Source organism: Streptomyces angustmyceticus, from assembly GCF_040701845.1.
Classification (GTDB): Bacteria; Actinomycetota; Actinomycetes; order Streptomycetales; family Streptomycetaceae; genus Streptomyces; species Streptomyces angustmyceticus_A.
Window position 1 is genome coordinate 606,175 of record NZ_JBFBHQ010000002.1, and the last position, 15,492, is coordinate 621,666.

Sequence of the window (15,492 nt, forward strand, 5' to 3'; positions counted from 1 at the left end):
GTGCGTGCCATCAGCTACACCCGGGCGACCGACGTCGGCGACGCGGTCGCGGCGGTGACCGGTGACCCCGGAAGTTCCTTCCTGGCGGGCGGCACCACGGAAGTCGACCTGCTCCGGCTGGATGTGCTGCGGCCCCACCGCCTGGTCGACATCAACCGGCTGCCGCTGGCCGGGATCGAGAACCGGTCCGACGGGGGGCTGGTCATCGGCGCGCTGGCCCGGATGAGCGAGGTGGCGGAAGCGCGGGCGGTCGTGGAGCGCTTCCCGATGCTCTCCCAGGCGCTGCTGCTCGGGGCCTCCGCCCAACTGCGGAACATGGCCTCCATGGGCGGAAACCTGATGCAGCGCGTGCGGTGCGGCTACTACCGCGACACCGAATCCGCATGCAACAAACGCGTTCCCGGCAGCGGCTGTTCCGCCCTGGAGGGCGTCCATCGCGGCCATGCGATCCTCGGCACGAGCGAGCACTGCATCGCCACCCACCCCTCGGACGCGGCGGTCGCACTCGTCGCCCTGGACGCCGTCGTGCACGTGGAGGGCACCCACGGCTCCCGCGGCATCCCGATCGACGACTTCTTCCTGCTCCCGGGCGACACACCCGAGCGGGAGCACCCCCTCACCCCCGGTGAACTGATCACCGCGATCGAGGTGCCCCCGGCCCCCGTGGCCCGGGGGTCGTGCTACCTCAAGGTGCGCGACCGCGAGTCCTACGAGTTCGCCCTCGCCTCGGCAGCGGCGGCGCTGGCGCTGGAGGACGGGGTGATCCGCGAGGTCCGGCTCGCCCTCGGCGGTGTGGCGACCAAGCCGTGGCGCGCCCGCGTGGCGGAGGGCGCCCTCGTGGGGCAGCGGGCCGACGCGGACGTGTTCGCCCGGGCCGCGGGCGCGGAGCTGGCCCCCGCGGTCACCCGGCCGATGAACGCGTTCAAGGCGGAACTCGCCCGGCGGACCCTCGTCCGTGCCCTGCTCACCGTTGCCGCACAAGGAGGCGGAACCGCATGACCACGGGCGCCACCCTCCCCGCCGTCGGCCGGCCCCTCACCCGCGTCGACGGCCCCGCCAAGGTCACCGGCAAGGGACGTTACGCGGCGGAGTACACCCTGCCCGGCACCGTGTACGCGGCGCTCGTCGGCGCCCGCACGGCCTGCGGACGGATCACCGGCATCGATACGAGCGCCGCGGAGAACGCGGACGGCGTGCTCGCCGTGCTGACGCACCGGAACCTGCCGAAGATCGCCGGCCCGCCCCGTCTGCTGCCGTCGCTGGCCGGGCACGCCGCCCCCGGGGAGAGCTTCTTCCCGATGCAGGACGAGGCCGTGCACTACTTCGGGCAGCCCGTCGCCATGGTGATCGCCGACTCCAGCGAACGCGCCCAGTTCGCGGCCCGGCAGGTCCATGTCGACTACGCCCGAAGCCCCTCCGTCACCACCCTCGACGAGGGCCGGGACCAGGCGTACGAGCCCGAAGCGATCTTCGCGGGGTTCCTTCCCGCACGCACGGTGCGCGGCGATGTCGAGGCCGGCTTCCAGGCCGCGACCCAACGACTCGACGCCACCTACCATTTCGCGGCAAACCATCACAACCCCATCGAACCGTCGGCCACCACAGCGGTCTGGGACGGCGACCGGCTCACCCTCTACGACGCCACCCAGGGCATCGTGGCGAGCCAGCACACCGTGGCGGCGCTGCTGGGCATCCCCCCGTCCAAAGTCCGGGTCCATGCGCCGTTCGTCGGCGGGGGATTCGGCTGCAAGGCCATGATCTGGCCGCATGTCACCCTGGCCGCCATGGCCGCACGCCAGGTGCGGCGCCCCGTCAAGCTGGCCCTCACCCGCGAGCAGATGTTCACCTCCTGCGGCCACCGCGAAGAGCAGGAGCAGCGCCTCGAAATAGGTGCCACGGACGACGGCCGCCTCACCGCCCTGCGGCACCACAAGCTCTCGCTGACCTCGCCCTTCGACGACTGGGCCGAACCCTCGCTCAGCATCGCCTCGCAGGCCTACGCCTGCCCCCACTACGAGGGCGTCTACCGGCTGATCCGCGGCAACACCATGACCCCGACCTTCACCCGCGGGCCCGGCGAGACCACCGGCATGTTCGCCCTGGAATGCCTGATGGACGAGCTCGCCCACCGCATCGGCGTCGACCCGGTGCAACTGCGGCTGCGCAACCACGCCCAGTACGACCCCGTCACCGGCCACCCGTGGTCGAGCGACGGCGCGGAGGAGTGCTACCGCCGTGGCGCGGCCCGTTTCGGCTGGCAGTCCCGCAACCCCGAACCCCGCTCCCGGCGGGACGGCAACTGGCTCATCGGCACCGGCATGGCCACCGCCGGATACCCGGTGTTCTTCCCCATGCAGCCGCAACGCGCCCGGGCCCGCCTCTACGCCGACGGCACCGCCGTGGTGCAGTCCGGCACCCAGGAGTTCGGAACCGGATCGGCCACCGCCATGACCCAGGTCGCCGCCGACGGCCTGGGCGTCGCCCTGGAGAACGTCCGGTTCGAGTACGGCGACACCGACCTGCCGAACGTCGCGGCGACGGTCGGCTCGGCCGGCGCCGGCATGATCAGTGCCGCGGTGCACACCGCGGCCACCACCCTCCGCGACCAGATGATCGAGCAAGCGGTCGCCGACCCCGACTCCCCGCTGCACCGGGCGGCCCCGGCCGACGTCGTCGTCCGCGACGGGCGGATGGCGCTACGGGACCGGCCCGACACCGGCGAGACCTACCGCGAGTTGATGCAGCGTCACTTCATGACCGACATGGACGCGCTCGGCAGCTGGAGCCCGCCGCCCCCGGACCTGCCGTACGGGCTCGCCACCTTCGGCGCGCAGTTCGCCGAGGTCGCCGTCGACCCGGACCTCGGTGTGGTCCGGGTGCGCCGGATGGTCGGCGCCTTCGCCCCGGGCCGGATCCTCAACGCCGCCACCGCCCGCGGCCAGGCCATGGGCGGCATGCTCTGGGGTATCGGGCAGGCCCTGCTGGAGGGGACCCTGGTCGACCCCCGCGACGGCCGCTGGGCCAACGCAAGCCTGGGGGAGTACCTGGTACCGGTCAACGCCGACGCCCCCGACGTCGACATCGAGTTCGTGGAGGTCGCGGACACGGTCGTGAACCCGCTGGGCGTCAAGGGCCTCGGCGAGGTCGGCATGGTCGGCGCCGCGGCGGCCATCGCCAACGCCGTCTTCCACGCGACCGGCTACCGCGCCCGCGAACTGCCCATCCGTATCGAGCACCTCCTGTAGCGGGCCCCGGCCCGCGAACCGCCTCCGCAGCCCTCCGCAGCCGCGCCATGCCCCGCCGCCACCCGGCGGCGCCACCGGCTTGCCCCGCATCCCGTACCTGCCGGACCGTGGCTGACGGCCGCCGGAACCCATGACGGATGATTCCGTCAGGCGGCGGTCACCACGGAGGGAAGCATGTACGGACAAAGCAGTACCGGCCGGGTCCTGCTGGTGGACGACGACGCGGCGATCCGGCGCTCGCTCGGGCGCGGGCTGCGGCTGAACGGCTTCGCCGTGGGGCTGGCGGAGGGCGGCCGGGCCGCGCTGGAGCGGATGGCCCAGACGCCGCCGGACGTGATGGTCCTCGACATCTCGATGCCCGACCTCGACGGCATCGCGGTGTGCCGGCGGCTCCGGGCGGACGGCAACGACCTGCCCGTGCTGATGCTGTCCGCGCTCGACGAGGTCACCGACCGGGTCGCCGGACTGCAAGCAGGCGGGGACGACTACCTCGTCAAACCCTTCGCCCTGGACGAGCTGGTGCTGCGGCTGCACGCGCTGCTGCGGCGCCGGCCGCCCGCCCCCACCGATGCCGTGCACGTCGGCGGTCTGGCGCTCGACACCGCGGCGCACCGCGCCCGCCTCGATGCCCGGGAGCTCGCGCTGACCCGGCGCGAGTTCGCCCTGCTGGAAGTCCTCGCCCGCAACGCCGGGCAGGTACTCACCCGCGACCAGCTGCTGGAACGCGTATGGGGCTACGACTTCGAGGTGCGCACCGACGCCGTGGACACCTTCGTCAGCTATCTGCGCCGCAAGCTGGAAGCCGGCGGGCGGAGCCGGATCGTGCACACGGTGCGCGGCGTCGGCTTCGTCCTGCGCGACGACGAGGACGGGGCGGCGCGATGAGGCTGTCCACCCGGATCGCGCTGGTGGTCGGCATGGTGGTGCCGGTCCTGGTCGTGGTGTCCGGCTGGCTCCTGGTGCAACTGGTCGGCAAGGACCTGCGCACCCAGGCGGATCAGCGCCTCGCCGCCCGCGCCCAGAGCGTGGCCGTGGTGGCGCGCGGCCTGCTGCGCGCCAGCTCGAACGACCGGCCCCGCGCCGAACAGGCCCGGCAGCGGAAGCTGTTCGCCGCGGCCCTGGACGTCGGCGTGCGGCTGGCCGGCCCCGACACCACCGTCATGGACGGCCCGCAGCCCGCCGTCTCGGTCCCCCTGCCCGCCCTGAACCGCCATCCGTCCACCGTGCGGTCGCGGGGCGAGAGCTGGCGGGTGCTGGCCGTGCCGGTCACCGGCGGCCCCGGGGTGCGCGGGACGCTGTGGCTGTTCTCCCCGGACACCGCGCGCGAGGCACAGCTCGCCGCGGTGCGCCGCCGGGTGATCACCGTCGCACTGCTCGCCGCCCCGCTGGCCGGTGCCGCGGCCTGGCTGCTCGCCGCCCGCGCGGCCCGGCCGCTGCGCCGTCTGCAGCAGGCGGCCGGTCGGCTCGACCCGCACACCAGCGCCGCCCGGCTGGATCACGCGCCGACGCGGATCACCGAGGTCGACGACCTCGCCAGGACGCTGCAGACCTTCCTGACCCGGTACGACGAGCAGGCCGCCCGCACCGCCGAGGCGCTGGCCTCGGCCCGCTCGTTCTCCGCCGCCGCGTCCCACGAACTGCGCACCCCGCTGATGAGCATGCAGACCAACCTCGACATCCTGGAGGCGTTCCAGGACCTCGACGCCGCCGACCGCGCGGAGACGGTCGCGGACCTCCGCCACGAACACGCCCGTCTGCTCGGCCTCCTGGTGATGCTGAGAGCGCTGGCCCAGGGCGACCTGGTCGAGGCGGACGCGTTCGCCGTCATCGACATGGCGGACCTCGCCGACGAGGCCGCGGCCGACCTCCGGCGGCGGTACCCCGAGGCCGAGGTGGCGGTCCACAGCAGTCCCGGGCTGACGATCCACGGATGGCAGCCCGGACTGCGCTCGATGCTCGACAACCTCCTGACCAACGCACTGGTCCACGGCCGGCCCGCCGGGGGCGGCGCCCCGGTGACGCTCTCCCTCCGGGGCGGCGAGGACGACGGCGTCCCGTGTGTCGTCCTCGGTGTCGAGGACCGCGGACCGGGGGTGCCGCAGCAGCGCCGGGAAGCGGTCTTCCAGCGCTTCCAGCGCCGTCCGGACAGCCCGGGATCCGGCCTCGGACTCACCCTGGTCGCCCAGCAGGCCGCCCTGCACCGGGCGCGGCTGCGGGTGCTGGACGGCCCCGGGGGCCGGGGCGCCCGCTTCGAGGTCGCCTTCCCCGCCGCGCCCGCCCACCGTCCCGTGCACCCGGCGCTGCCCGCGCACCGGGACTGGCTGGCCGACCCCGCGCACCGGCCACAAGGTTTCCACAAAGAACGTCCCTAACTTCTCCTCGCGGACGGGCACCGTGCCCGCCACGCACCTGAGGAGGACCTCCATGCGTACCCGGAACATCGCTCTCTCGTCGGTGGCTCTCGCGACAGCCGTGCTCGGTGTCGCGGGCACCGCGGTGGCCGACAGCGCCCCGGCACCGTCGGCCTCCGCCAAGACCCGTACGGGAGACGGCGCGCAGGCCCTGTGCAAGCGCGCCCCGAAGATCGAGAAGCGTCTGCACAGGGCACTCGGACGGCTCCAGGGCAAGGCCGGGGTCCGCGGCTCCGTCGCCCGCCTGGAGAAGCGTGTGGAGAAGGCGAAGGCCGCCGGGCACACCGAGATCGCGACCTTCCTCAACCACAAGCTCACCCACCGCAAGTCCCTCGTCCCCACCCTCCAGCAGCGGCAGAAGGACCTCGCCAAGGTCGCCACCTGGTGCCGCACCCAGCACAACGACGCGGCCTCGTCGTGACCCGGACCGGCCAGGCCGCGGTGCTCGCGGCGATCACCCTGGTGTGCGGCGCGCTCGTCGCCGGATGCGGCAACGGGGTGCGCACCGAGGGCGACGCCCCCCACGCGACCCCGTCGTCCTCCGCGCCCGCACCCGCGCCCTCCGACCTGTCGGACATGCGCAAACTGGTGGACGACGCCGCGAGCGCGGCGGCCGCCGCGGACTCCGATGCGGCCGCGGATCGCTGAGCCCTCCGGACACGGCACGCCGTCCGGCACCGCCGTTCCGCCGCCCGAGCGCGCCACCCGGGCGCGCTCGGGCGATCCGGCTCAGTCCTCGGCGCGCTGGGTGACCGGAGCCCCGGTGCGGTCGCCCGGGAACTCGTACCACCGGCGTTGCAGACAGACATAGCGCGCATCGGCCTCGACGAGACGGAGGAAGGCCGTCACGGTCTCCTCCAGACGCTGCTGCAACGCGGGATCGGACAGCTGCCCGTCCTCGGTGAAGCCCTGATGGGCCGCGGCGAGGCTGAACATGTCGGGGTAGACCCGGGTGCCGAGATGCTCCAGCGGAACCCGCAGCGCCCACAGCCCCCGGTTGCCGCCGACCAGGGACGGGGAGGCGGAGACCAGCAGCGCATGCTTGGTCTTGAACGGCTGCGGCCTGACCCGCGAGACCCAGTCGATCGCGTTCTTCACCACTCCCGGCACGGACGCGTTGTACTCGGGGGAGGCGAGCACGAAGGCATCGCAGCGCTCCAGCCGGTCACGCAGCGCCAGGGCACCGTCCGGCAGACCCTGTTCGGCCTCGACATCGCCGTCGTAGAGCGGCATGTCGAACTCCCGCATCCCGGCGAGATCCACCACGGCGCCCGCCCCGGTCATGATGTGCCCTACCAGAGCAGCCAGCCGGGCGTTGGTCGACCCCGCCCGCAGGGCGGCGCCGAGCACCAGCACACGCAGCGGTCCGGGGTGGGCATCCGTGGGCATGGGGACCGTCCTTCCGGCGCAGGAGAGCGCGTGCCCGTTGCCGCACACGCACGGCCACCGCCCGAGGTGACGAAAGCGTACCGGCGCGCAGGCGGCGCACCCGGCACCCACCACGCCATGTCCCGACCCGCTCCGCGAGCGCCACCACAGCCGGGACCGCCGCGGGCACCCACACCCCTACGCGGAGGCGCGCGCCCGGTTCCTGGCGGCCCGACGCCGCATGGCGCGCCGCTCGTCCTCGCTCATCCCGCCCCAGACACCCGCGTCCTGGCGGGATTCCAGCGCCCACTGCAAGCACTGCCCCATCACCGGGCAGCGGCGGCAGACGGCCTTGGCCTCCTCGATCTGCAGGAGCGCGGGGCCGGTGTTGCCGACGGGGAAGAAGATCTCCGGGTCCTCTGCGCGGCATACCGCGTCGTGGCGCCAGTCCATGGATACCTCCGAAAGTCCGCGGCCGGGCACGGTCGAGTCCCTTACTGCGAGGCGCGGGGCTGCCTGCTCACCTGCTCAACTGCCGTACCCGGCCATCTTGTCGTCCTCGCGTGCCCGATCCTGGGCGCGCAATGCCCCGCCCTCCACAACCGGCGCGTTCCGGTCCGGCGAGGCGGCCGCACCATTGCCCACGGCCGTCACACCGCCTACCCTCCACCCGCCGCGGCACTCCCACCCCGCTCCACCCGGCACACGCAGCCGGACCACCCGCGCCCCGCATCCGAGCCCGCTGACCGACGGCCGCAGCACCCCTAGGATCAGGCCATGCTGACTGTGCTCGTCAACGGCCTGCCCGGAGCCGGAAAGACGACGCTCGCACGCGCGCTGGCCGACGAGCTGACGCTCCCCCTCTTCAGCAAGGACGCGCTCAAGGAGACCCTGGCGGACACCCTCGAAGCGGTACGCCCGCCCCGGTGCACCCCTCGCGAATGGAGCCGCATCCTGGGCGCCGCGGCGGGCGAGAGCCTGTGGACGCTGCTCGGCGACGCGCGCGGCGCGGCCGTCCTGGAGAGCCCCTGGCACGCACAGCTGCGTCCCGTCGTCAGGTCCGGGCTGCGGCGGGCGGGCGTGACGACGGTGAACGAGGTGTGGTGCGATGTGCCCCTGGAGGTGGCCCGGTCCCGCTTCGCCGCCCGGGCCGCCGACCGCCACCCGGTGCACGGCGAAAGCACCGGCGCCCAGGCCGGCGAGTGGGAGGTGTGGGCCCGCGGAGCCGAGCCCCTCGGGCTGGGGGCGGTCCACCGGGTGGACACCACGAAACCGGTCGATGTCCCCGCCCTGGCGGCGTTGCTCACCGCCACCCGCTGATCGTTCACCGAACGACCACACGCGGGGGCCTTCGCCCGCCGCCACGGCTCGGCGTAACGTCGCCCGTACCGCTGTGATCAGGAGGTCGAGACGGATGCTGGTACTGGGGCGTGCGCAGGTCGAGACGCTGCTCGACATGGATTCGCTGATCGACGCCCTGGCGTCGGCCATGACGGACCTGAGCGCCGGCCGCGCTTCCGCACCGGACCGCGTCGCCGCCCTGGTACCGGAACGGGACGGCTTCCTGGCCGCCATGCCGGGCTTCGTCCCGTCGGCCGGGGTCCTCATGAGCAAGCTGGTCTCCGTCTTCCCGCACAACGGGGGCACCCCCGTGCCGACCCACCAGGCACTGATCGTCGTCTTCGATCCGCACACCGGAGAACCCACGGCGCTGCTGGACGGCACGGCCCTCACCGCCGCCCGCACCGCCGCCGCTTCGGCGCTCTCCGCGCGCCTGCTGGCCCGCGAGGACGCCTCCGTGCTGGCGGTCCTGGGCACCGGGGCGCAGGCCCGCTCGCACGCCGAGGCGATGTGCCGGGTCCGCCCGATCCGGCACATCCGCGTGGCCGGCCGCGACCGGGCCAAGGCGGTCGCCCTGGCCGACGCCCTGTCAGCTGACCTCCAGGTCCCCGCCGAGGCGACGGCCACCTACGCCGAGGCACTCGACGGCGCGGAGATCGCCGCCGCGACCACCCACGCCGTCGACCCCGTGATCCGCCGCTCCTGGCTGACGCCGGGCGTGCATGTGACCTCGGTGGGCTTCAACCCGGACGGCCGGGAGATCGACGACGCCACGGTGGCCGAGGCGCTGGTCTGCGTCGAGTCACGGCAGGCGGCGCTGGCGCCCTTCCCCGCCGGCAGCAACGACCTGCTGCTCCCGCTGCGCGACGGCATCATCACGGAAGCACATGTGCACGCCGAACTGGGCGAACTCCTCGCGGGCAGCAAGCCGGGCCGCTCCTCACGCGACCAGATCACCCTCTACAAGTCCGTCGGAGTGGCGGTGCAGGACGCGGCAGCCGCGGCCCTGGTCGTCGCCGAGGCCCGCGAACGGTCGGCCGGGACGGACATCCGGCTGGCGTGAGGCCCCTCCGCCAGGTGGCTCCGACCGCACGGCACCACGCCCTCCGGAGCTTTCCCGACGGGCGCACCCCCGTCGGCCGTGCAGGGGCGCGACGTCGTCACCCAGGGATCCCGCCCCGCTTCCCGGCACCCCTTCACCCCTGGAGGAACTCCACGACGGTGCGGGAAAAGCGGCGGGGGTCATCGAGCCACGGATAGTGGCCCGCGCCCGGCTGGACGGCCAGTTCCGCCCGGGGAAGCAACTCCGCGATGCGGGCCGCGATCCGAGGAAGCGGGCCGCTGTCCAGCTCTCCTGCGAGGATCAGGACCCGGGCGTCCCAAGCGGCGAGGGCGGCACGGGTCGCGGCAGGGTCGAAGGCGCCGGAGGACGCGTAGATCTCCGCGGCCGCGTCGTTGCTCTGCTCGACCTCCGTCGCCGCGTGCGCCCGAGCGGTCGTGTCCCAACGGCCGTAGAAGAACGGCACAGCGGCATCCCAGTCGTCATCGGTCGCCGTTCCGGCCCAGACCTTCTCGTAGGCCGCGTGCGCGGTACCGAACCACGGCTCGGCCGCCCGCAACGCGGCCGCCTCCCTGCGGTGTTCCTCCGTGAAATCGACCCCGAGGGCGCGGGCCCGTGCCGTGACCAGCGTGAGCGTGCGGATGCGCCGTGGGTGGCGCGCCGCGTGGAGGAGGGCGAGATCGCCGCCCGCCGAGTGCGTCAGCACATCGACCCGCTCCAGCCCGAGGTGCTGACGGAGTGCCTCCACATCGGCCACCTGCCGGTCGCAGCGGTAGGTGGCCGGGTCGTGGGGAACGCCGGAGTCGCCCGTGCCCCGCAGGTCGAGCAGGATCAGCTGCCGGTGCCGCGCCAGCCCGCCGAGATCGCCGAGGTAGGCCGACGCGCGCATCGGCCCTCCCGGCAGGCAGAGCAGCGGTTCGCCCGCACCCACCACGTGATAGGCGAGTTCGGTCCCGTCGGAAGCGGCGAAGGCAGGCATGGCGCCATCCTCATGAGCCGTGACGCCTCTGACAAGCGGGTTCTTGACGAGCGGCTCCCGAGGAGCGGTTCCTGACGAGCGGCTCACGCCGAGGCCGGACACGGCGGCCGGCCGAGGCCAACGACCACCACCCCGCGCCCTCTCCGGGGCGTCAGCGGCCGTACGTCCGGTGGCACAGCCGCAGAAGGTCCGCACGGACGCGGCCGGACGCCATCCGGCACATGAAGCCGGTATCGACGTTCGACCGCGGCGCCGACCGGCGGTTCTTCGGGGCCGCGGCTGCGGGGCGCCGATGCCGGGGCGTCGTACGCACCGGGGCCGTGTGTGGCCGCGGCGGCGTGATCCGGGCGGGGCGGGGCAACCCCGGGTGCACCGCCCGCTGCCGCCGCTGAGCAGGCGCCTCGTGCCGGGGAGCGGCATCTGCCGTGGACAACGTCGTATGCCGTTTCGCATGCGAGGTCGTGTGCCGTTTCGCCTTCCGCTTCATGGACGCCACGTCCACCAGTTGTTCGTGGGACGCGCCCTGCGTGGGCTGCAGCAGCGGTGAGGGCCGGGCCGGCGCGACCGTGCGTCCACCCGGTCCGCGACCGGGATCGTGCAAGGGTCCGCCGGCCGGAAGGGACACACAGCTGCTGGTGGCGAGGAGGACGACCGCCGCTGCGGTGAGGCGAAGGAGTAGTGGGCGCACGACCTCACGGTGTCGGAGGCCCGCGGGCTGTCCAAACGACGCGCCGGGCCTCCACGCGGACGAAGGACAAAACCGAACTCTCGTGGGACTCCTGAGCCGACGGGGAGAGGAAGGCGAGTCCGGGACCTCGAACGGCGTCCTGCCGGGGCGCTCACGCCGCCGCGAAGGTGCGCGCCAGCTCCTCGGCCACGATCTGCGCGCCCGGTGCGAACCACCGCCTCCGGTGCCGGACGAGCTGCACGGGCACGGGCGGCGCCCCCGGACCGTCCACCACCGTCAACCGGCCCTCGTGCAGGTGGCGTTCGACGGTCACCCGCGGCAGCAGCGTCAGACCGAGACCGGCCGCGACACACGACCGGGCGGCATCGATACTGCCGAACCGGGTGATCCGGGGCCGGGCACCGGGCAGGCCCAGCAGCGTACGGACGAGCCGGTCACTGTACGAGCAGCCCTCCTCGTGGACGAAGAAGCATTCATCCGCCAACTCCGCCCAACCGGCGGCGCGTCCGGCCAACGGATGGCCGGGCGCCGCCACGTACGCCAGCGGCTCGTCCGCGATCCGGCGGGCCAGCAGATCGCTCTCGTCCACCTCCGGCTCCAGCAGCAGCGCGATGTCGAGCCGGCCGGTGCGCAGTCCGTCCACCGCCGTTGCCGTGCTCGCGGCGTGCAGTTCGACGTCCAGGCGAGGTTGCGTGCGCCGCAACGAAGCGATCACCGGGGGCAGCCGTGAGGCGCACAGCGAATCACCCGCGCCGACGGCGACCTGCCCCTCGACCGCGCCGCCCGCCGCGTCACCCTGCCCGGACGCGGTGGCGGCCGTCGCACGGAGCCGGGCCACCGCGTCGAGCACCTCCTCGGCCTCCTCCAGCAGCCGCACCCCGGCCCGGGTCGGGACCGTCCCCGACGGCATCCTGTCGAACAGCGGGGTCCCCAACTCCCGTTCCAGAGTGCGGATGTGGACGGTGACCGTGGATTGGGCGAGATGGAGCGCGCGGGCCGCGGCGGTGAAGCTTCCCGCCCGGGCGAGCGTCACGAACGTGCGCAGAAGTCTGGTGTCCACCGTGCCCACGGTATCGCGATTCCCGATGGGAGCGAGCGAATACCATCGTTGGACGCGATCGCACCGCCCTGCCATCGTGAAGCCATGACCACGCACACGTTCCCCGCCGGCCAGGACCCGCACCCGGACACCACCGAGAGCCCGGACGCCCTCCCGAGCCCGTCCGCCGTCGAGACCCCCGAGACCCTCCCGAGCCCGGACGCCGTCGACGTCCTGCGGTACTCCGCCTTCACCACCGACCCGGCGGGTGGCAACCCGGCCGGTGTGGTGCTCGATGCCGCAACCCTCGACGACGCCCGGATGCTCGCCCTGGCCGCGGAGGTCGGGTACTCGGAGACCGCCTTCGTCACGGCACATGACCACGCCGCCCGCCGCTACCGGCTGCGCTACTTCAGCCCCCGCGCCGAGGTCGCCTTCTGCGGACACGCCACGATCGCCACGGCCGTGGCCCTCGCCTCCCGCACCGGAGCCGGTGAGCTGCTGTTCGACACACCCGTGGGCGAGATCCGGGTGGGGACGAGCCTCGTCGACGGACTCGTCCGGGCCACGCTCACCAGCGTGCCGGCGCACTCCCGCCCGGCCGAGGAGGCCACCCAGGTCGAGCCGGCGCTACGGGCCCTGCGCTGGACCAGGGACGACCTGGACGACGCTCTCCCGCCGCACATCGCCTTCGCGGGCAACGACCACCTCGTCCTGGGCGTCCGCAGCCGGGCACGACTGGCCGCCCTCGACTACGACTTCGACGCGCTGCACGACCTCATGCGGGACCAGGGCTGGACGACCGTGCACCTCGTCCACCGCGCGTCCCCCGACCGCCTCGACTTCGACGCCCGGGACCCCTTCCCCGTCGGCGGCGTCGTGGAGGACCCGGCAACCGGCGCCGCCGCCGCGGCCTTCGGCGGTTACCTGCGCGCCCTGGGCCTGGTCACACAGCCCCTGCGGGTGCACCTCCGGCAGGGCGAGGACATGGGCAGGCCCAGCGACCTCTACGTCGACCTCCACCCCGACGACCCGCGGGCGCGGGTGACGGGCACGGCCGTCCCCCTCCCGGCCCCGGCCGCCCCTGTCCCCGCTCCGGGCCGCTGAGCCCGGCGACGCGGGGGAGGGGCGCCGGAGAGGGGCGGGGCGCTGCTCACATGGGAAGGGACAGCAGACGCACCGGCCCGCTCCCGCCGGGCCAACGCGCCCCGGCGCGCAGGGGGATCCACATGGTCCGCAACGGCATGACCACGGGCCCGTCGGGTTGCTCGACGTGTACGTCCTCCTCCCGCGTCCGCCAGCCGAGGCGCTGGTAGAGGGGGACCAGATGCGGCCGGCAGAAGAGGAGGCCGCACTCCGGTCCGCATGTCCGGGCGTGCTCCAGGGCGCCGGTGACCACGAGCCGCGCCAATCCGTGCCCCCGCAGTCCGGGAGCGACGACCACCCCGCCGAACCCCACCACCTCCGTCTCGACCGGCCCCACCGCAAGGGGCAGCGTCACCAGACCGGTGTGCGCCACCAGGCGGCCGTCCCGCCTGATGCCGAAGTGCTCCTGCTTGGGCAGCCACGTCAGACCCGCCTCGGCGACTCCGAAGGGGTCATCGTCGTCCCCGACGATCTCGTGCAGCTCGGTCGTCGAGTAGCGCGCGAGCCGGACCACCGCGGGCGGCGCCGAAGCCGGGGGCGCCGACGGCAGGTCTGCTGACGTCGGGGCCGATGAAGCCGGGTTCACCAAAGCCGGGTTCACCGACGTCGGGTTCGCTGCACTGGGGTCCGCCGAAGTCGGTTGCTTCGAAGGTGCGTTCGTCGTCATTCTCCGCATCATGCGGTCCGTACGGGCGACAGGCAACGCCGGTCCTGCGGACTCGCTGGTGCTGTGACCACACGGGCTCACCGGTTGAGGAATGCGGAGGCGTGGTAGCTGCCGGCTGGCGCTGCGTACCGGCGAGGCCGCGCCGTCCCGGTACTCTGCACGCCGTGATCAACTCCCATGCGCGCCTTGACGATGCCGATGTGGCGATAGCCGCGGCGGGTGCCGGTGCGGATGCCGTGCGCGCCGGGTACGGACGGCGGCTCACCCGCATCGACAAAGGTGCCGGGGACTTCGCCACCGACGCCGATGTGGCGGCTGAAGAGGCAATCCTCGGCGTCATCCGTGCCGCGCGGCCGGAAGATGCGGTGCACGGCGAGGAGGGCGGGCAGCAGGGCGCGGCCGACGCGGCGCGCCAATGGTTGGTGGACCCCTTGTGCGGCACGCTCAACTACGCCGTCGGCACCACGCTGGTCGCCGTCAACGTGGCACTGCGCGACGGCCCGGCCGCGGTGGCTGATCCGTTCAGCGGCGAGGTCTTCCACACCGACGGTCGGACCGCTTGGGTTCGGCGTGACGGCAGCGACACGCGGCTGGCGCCGACCGCTGCCACCCAGTTGGTGGACGTGAACCTGGATCCGCCCTTTCCGAGCGCGCCTGGATTCCGGGCTGTGGACCTGCTCGCCCACCCTGGATTCGTCGAACGGTTCCGGCCGCGGGTGGTGTCCACGACCCTGGCGCTGGCCTGGGTGGCGGCCGGCAAGCGCGCCGCATACGTCACCGACGGTGGTGACCTGACGGAGAGTGTGCACTTCGCCGCCGGCATCGCACTGTGCCGGGCTTCCGGCTGTGTGGTCACCGGAGTCGACGGCGCTCCGACCGGGCCGGCAGGCCGTGGGCTCGTGGTGGCCGCGGACGCCGAGACTCACGGGCTGCTGTTGTCGATGATCCGCGGTTGACGCCGGATCGCGCACGGTGCCTGGTCCGCCCGGGCCGGCCTCGCGATCACCGGGACGCTGTTCCCGTCCCGGGCGCAGCACTAGGGTGCACGGATGACGGAGAACTGGAGCGACTGGGACCCGGGAGTCATGTCCTTCCCCTCGGGCGCACTGGTGCGCGGCCGCGGACTGCGCAACCCCCTTCCTCCAGGACCGACGCCCGCCTTCGCCCTCTATCTCCTCGGCAAGCAGCCGCCCTCCACCGAGTGGGAGGCACGCTGGCTGCCCTGGCCTGATTTCCGGCTCCCGAAGGACCGCCGGCAGGCCCGCCTCGCCTTCGAGGAGGTACTGACCCGCGCGGCCGACGAACGCGTCGAAGTGGCCTGCGACGGCGGCCGTGGACGGACCGGAACGGCGCTGGCATGCATGGCCGTTCTGGAGGGGGTGCCGGCGGACGAGGCAGTGGCCTTCGTCCGCCGGCACTATCACCCTCGCGCCGTGGAAACCCCCTGGCAGCGACGCTACGTGCGGAACTTCGCCGCCGACGGGTAGCGCGGCCGGCGGCAACCGCAGAGCAGCCCGCCGCAACCGGACCTGCGCATGCGGGCAACCG

The 15,492-nt window shown here is 73.6% G+C and carries 16 protein-coding genes; 11 read left to right on the plus strand and 5 right to left on the minus strand.

The window, feature by feature from the left end; genetic code table 11:
* From AB0411_RS06640 to AB0411_RS06665, 6 genes are all read left to right on the plus strand, one after another.
* Complete coding sequence (locus AB0411_RS06640; RefSeq protein WP_366416127.1) at nt 1-999, plus strand: FAD binding domain-containing protein; 999 nt, start codon at nt 1-3, stop codon at nt 997-999.
* Nucleotides 996-3,245, plus strand: coding sequence for a xanthine dehydrogenase family protein molybdopterin-binding subunit (locus AB0411_RS06645; protein ID WP_366416128.1), 2,250 nt, complete (start codon nt 996-998; stop codon nt 3,243-3,245). The genes AB0411_RS06640 and AB0411_RS06645 overlap by 4 nt, the downstream gene beginning before the upstream one ends.
* Nucleotides 3,246-3,419: 174 nt before the next feature.
* On the plus strand, nt 3,420-4,130 hold the full coding sequence (locus tag AB0411_RS06650; protein WP_366416129.1) for a response regulator transcription factor: 711 nt from the start codon (nt 3,420-3,422) through the stop codon (nt 4,128-4,130).
* Nucleotides 4,127-5,617, plus strand: coding sequence for a sensor histidine kinase (locus AB0411_RS06655; protein WP_366416130.1), 1,491 nt, complete (start codon nt 4,127-4,129; stop codon nt 5,615-5,617). The genes AB0411_RS06650 and AB0411_RS06655 overlap by 4 nt, the downstream gene beginning before the upstream one ends.
* Nucleotides 5,618-5,669: 52 nt before the next feature.
* Nucleotides 5,670-6,077 (plus strand): hypothetical protein, encoded by a 408-nt coding sequence (locus AB0411_RS06660; protein ID WP_366416131.1) that lies wholly within the window; start codon nt 5,670-5,672, stop codon nt 6,075-6,077.
* Entirely contained in the window at nt 6,074-6,304 is a 231-nt protein-coding gene (locus AB0411_RS06665; protein ID WP_366416132.1) for a hypothetical protein, read from the plus strand. Before AB0411_RS06660 ends, AB0411_RS06665 begins: the two co-directional genes overlap by 4 nt.
* An 81-nt stretch (nt 6,305-6,385) precedes the next feature.
* On the opposite strand, the gene AB0411_RS06670 is transcribed toward AB0411_RS06665, so the two are convergent.
* Both AB0411_RS06670 and AB0411_RS06675 read right to left on the minus strand, forming a co-directional pair.
* Nucleotides 6,386-7,045: an NADPH-dependent FMN reductase gene (locus tag AB0411_RS06670; protein WP_366416133.1), complete on the minus strand. Its 660-nt coding sequence runs from the start codon at nt 7,043-7,045 to the stop codon at nt 6,386-6,388.
* A 177-nt stretch (nt 7,046-7,222) separates the two neighbouring features.
* Complete coding sequence (locus AB0411_RS06675) at nt 7,223-7,477, minus strand: WhiB family transcriptional regulator (protein WP_366416134.1); 255 nt, start codon at nt 7,475-7,477, stop codon at nt 7,223-7,225.
* Between the two features lie 324 nt (nt 7,478-7,801).
* Between AB0411_RS06675 and AB0411_RS06680 the strand changes: the two genes are divergently transcribed.
* Together AB0411_RS06680 and AB0411_RS06685 are read left to right on the plus strand one after the other, a co-directional pair.
* Nucleotides 7,802-8,344: an AAA family ATPase gene (locus AB0411_RS06680; protein WP_366416135.1), complete on the plus strand. Its 543-nt coding sequence runs from the start codon at nt 7,802-7,804 to the stop codon at nt 8,342-8,344.
* Between the two features lie 94 nt (nt 8,345-8,438).
* On the plus strand, nt 8,439-9,428 hold the full coding sequence (locus AB0411_RS06685) for an ornithine cyclodeaminase family protein (RefSeq protein WP_366416136.1): 990 nt from the start codon (nt 8,439-8,441) through the stop codon (nt 9,426-9,428).
* A gap of 133 nt (nt 9,429-9,561) precedes the next feature.
* Here the strand turns inward: AB0411_RS06685 and AB0411_RS06690 are convergent, their stop codons facing one another.
* Nucleotides 9,562-10,404 (minus strand): alpha/beta fold hydrolase, encoded by an 843-nt coding sequence (locus tag AB0411_RS06690; RefSeq protein ID WP_366416137.1) that lies wholly within the window; start codon nt 10,402-10,404, stop codon nt 9,562-9,564.
* An 839-nt stretch (nt 10,405-11,243) separates the two neighbouring features.
* Nucleotides 11,244-12,152: a LysR family transcriptional regulator gene (locus AB0411_RS06695; protein ID WP_366416139.1), complete on the minus strand. Its 909-nt coding sequence runs from the start codon at nt 12,150-12,152 to the stop codon at nt 11,244-11,246.
* Nucleotides 12,153-12,236: 84 nt separating this feature from the next.
* Between AB0411_RS06695 and AB0411_RS06700 the strand changes: the two genes are divergently transcribed.
* Entirely contained in the window at nt 12,237-13,238 is a 1,002-nt protein-coding gene (locus AB0411_RS06700; RefSeq protein ID WP_366416140.1) for a PhzF family phenazine biosynthesis protein, read from the plus strand.
* A 46-nt stretch (nt 13,239-13,284) separates the two neighbouring features.
* Here AB0411_RS06700 and AB0411_RS06705 read toward each other — a convergent pair whose 3' ends face one another.
* On the minus strand, nt 13,285-13,863 hold the full coding sequence (locus tag AB0411_RS06705) for a GNAT family N-acetyltransferase (protein WP_366416141.1): 579 nt from the start codon (nt 13,861-13,863) through the stop codon (nt 13,285-13,287).
* A gap of 245 nt (nt 13,864-14,108) precedes the next feature.
* On the opposite strand from AB0411_RS06705, the gene AB0411_RS06710 reads away from it, so the two are divergent.
* Together AB0411_RS06710 and AB0411_RS06715 are read left to right on the plus strand one after the other, a co-directional pair.
* Nucleotides 14,109-14,900, plus strand: coding sequence for an inositol monophosphatase family protein (locus tag AB0411_RS06710; RefSeq protein WP_366416142.1), 792 nt, complete (start codon nt 14,109-14,111; stop codon nt 14,898-14,900).
* Between the two features lie 93 nt (nt 14,901-14,993).
* A complete protein-coding gene (locus tag AB0411_RS06715) occupies nt 14,994-15,431 on the plus strand; it encodes a protein-tyrosine phosphatase family protein (protein WP_366416143.1) in 438 nt (145 codons plus the stop codon).
* The last annotated feature ends 61 nt before the right edge of the window (nt 15,432-15,492 follow it).

What these genes read in the sequence shown, in the direction of transcription:
- AB0411_RS06645 (WP_366416128.1), top strand. Translation starts at nt 996, where the DNA reads ATGACCACGGGCGCCACCCTCCCCGCCGTCGGCCGGCCCCTCACCCGC.
- AB0411_RS06650 (WP_366416129.1), top strand. Translation starts at nt 3,420, where the DNA reads ATGTACGGACAAAGCAGTACCGGCCGGGTCCTGCTGGTGGACGACGAC.
- AB0411_RS06655 (WP_366416130.1), top strand. Translation starts at nt 4,127, where the DNA reads ATGAGGCTGTCCACCCGGATCGCGCTGGTGGTCGGCATGGTGGTGCCG.
- AB0411_RS06660 (WP_366416131.1), top strand. Translation starts at nt 5,670, where the DNA reads ATGCGTACCCGGAACATCGCTCTCTCGTCGGTGGCTCTCGCGACAGCC.
- AB0411_RS06670 (WP_366416133.1), bottom strand. Translation starts at nt 7,045, where the DNA reads ATGCCCACGGATGCCCACCCCGGACCGCTGCGTGTGCTGGTGCTCGGC.
- AB0411_RS06675 (WP_366416134.1), bottom strand. Translation starts at nt 7,477, where the DNA reads ATGGACTGGCGCCACGACGCGGTATGCCGCGCAGAGGACCCGGAGATC.
- AB0411_RS06680 (WP_366416135.1), top strand. Translation starts at nt 7,802, where the DNA reads ATGCTGACTGTGCTCGTCAACGGCCTGCCCGGAGCCGGAAAGACGACG.
- AB0411_RS06685 (WP_366416136.1), top strand. Translation starts at nt 8,439, where the DNA reads ATGCTGGTACTGGGGCGTGCGCAGGTCGAGACGCTGCTCGACATGGAT.
- AB0411_RS06690 (WP_366416137.1), bottom strand. Translation starts at nt 10,404, where the DNA reads ATGCCTGCCTTCGCCGCTTCCGACGGGACCGAACTCGCCTATCACGTG.
- AB0411_RS06700 (WP_366416140.1), top strand. Translation starts at nt 12,237, where the DNA reads ATGACCACGCACACGTTCCCCGCCGGCCAGGACCCGCACCCGGACACC.
- AB0411_RS06715 (WP_366416143.1), top strand. Translation starts at nt 14,994, where the DNA reads ATGACGGAGAACTGGAGCGACTGGGACCCGGGAGTCATGTCCTTCCCC.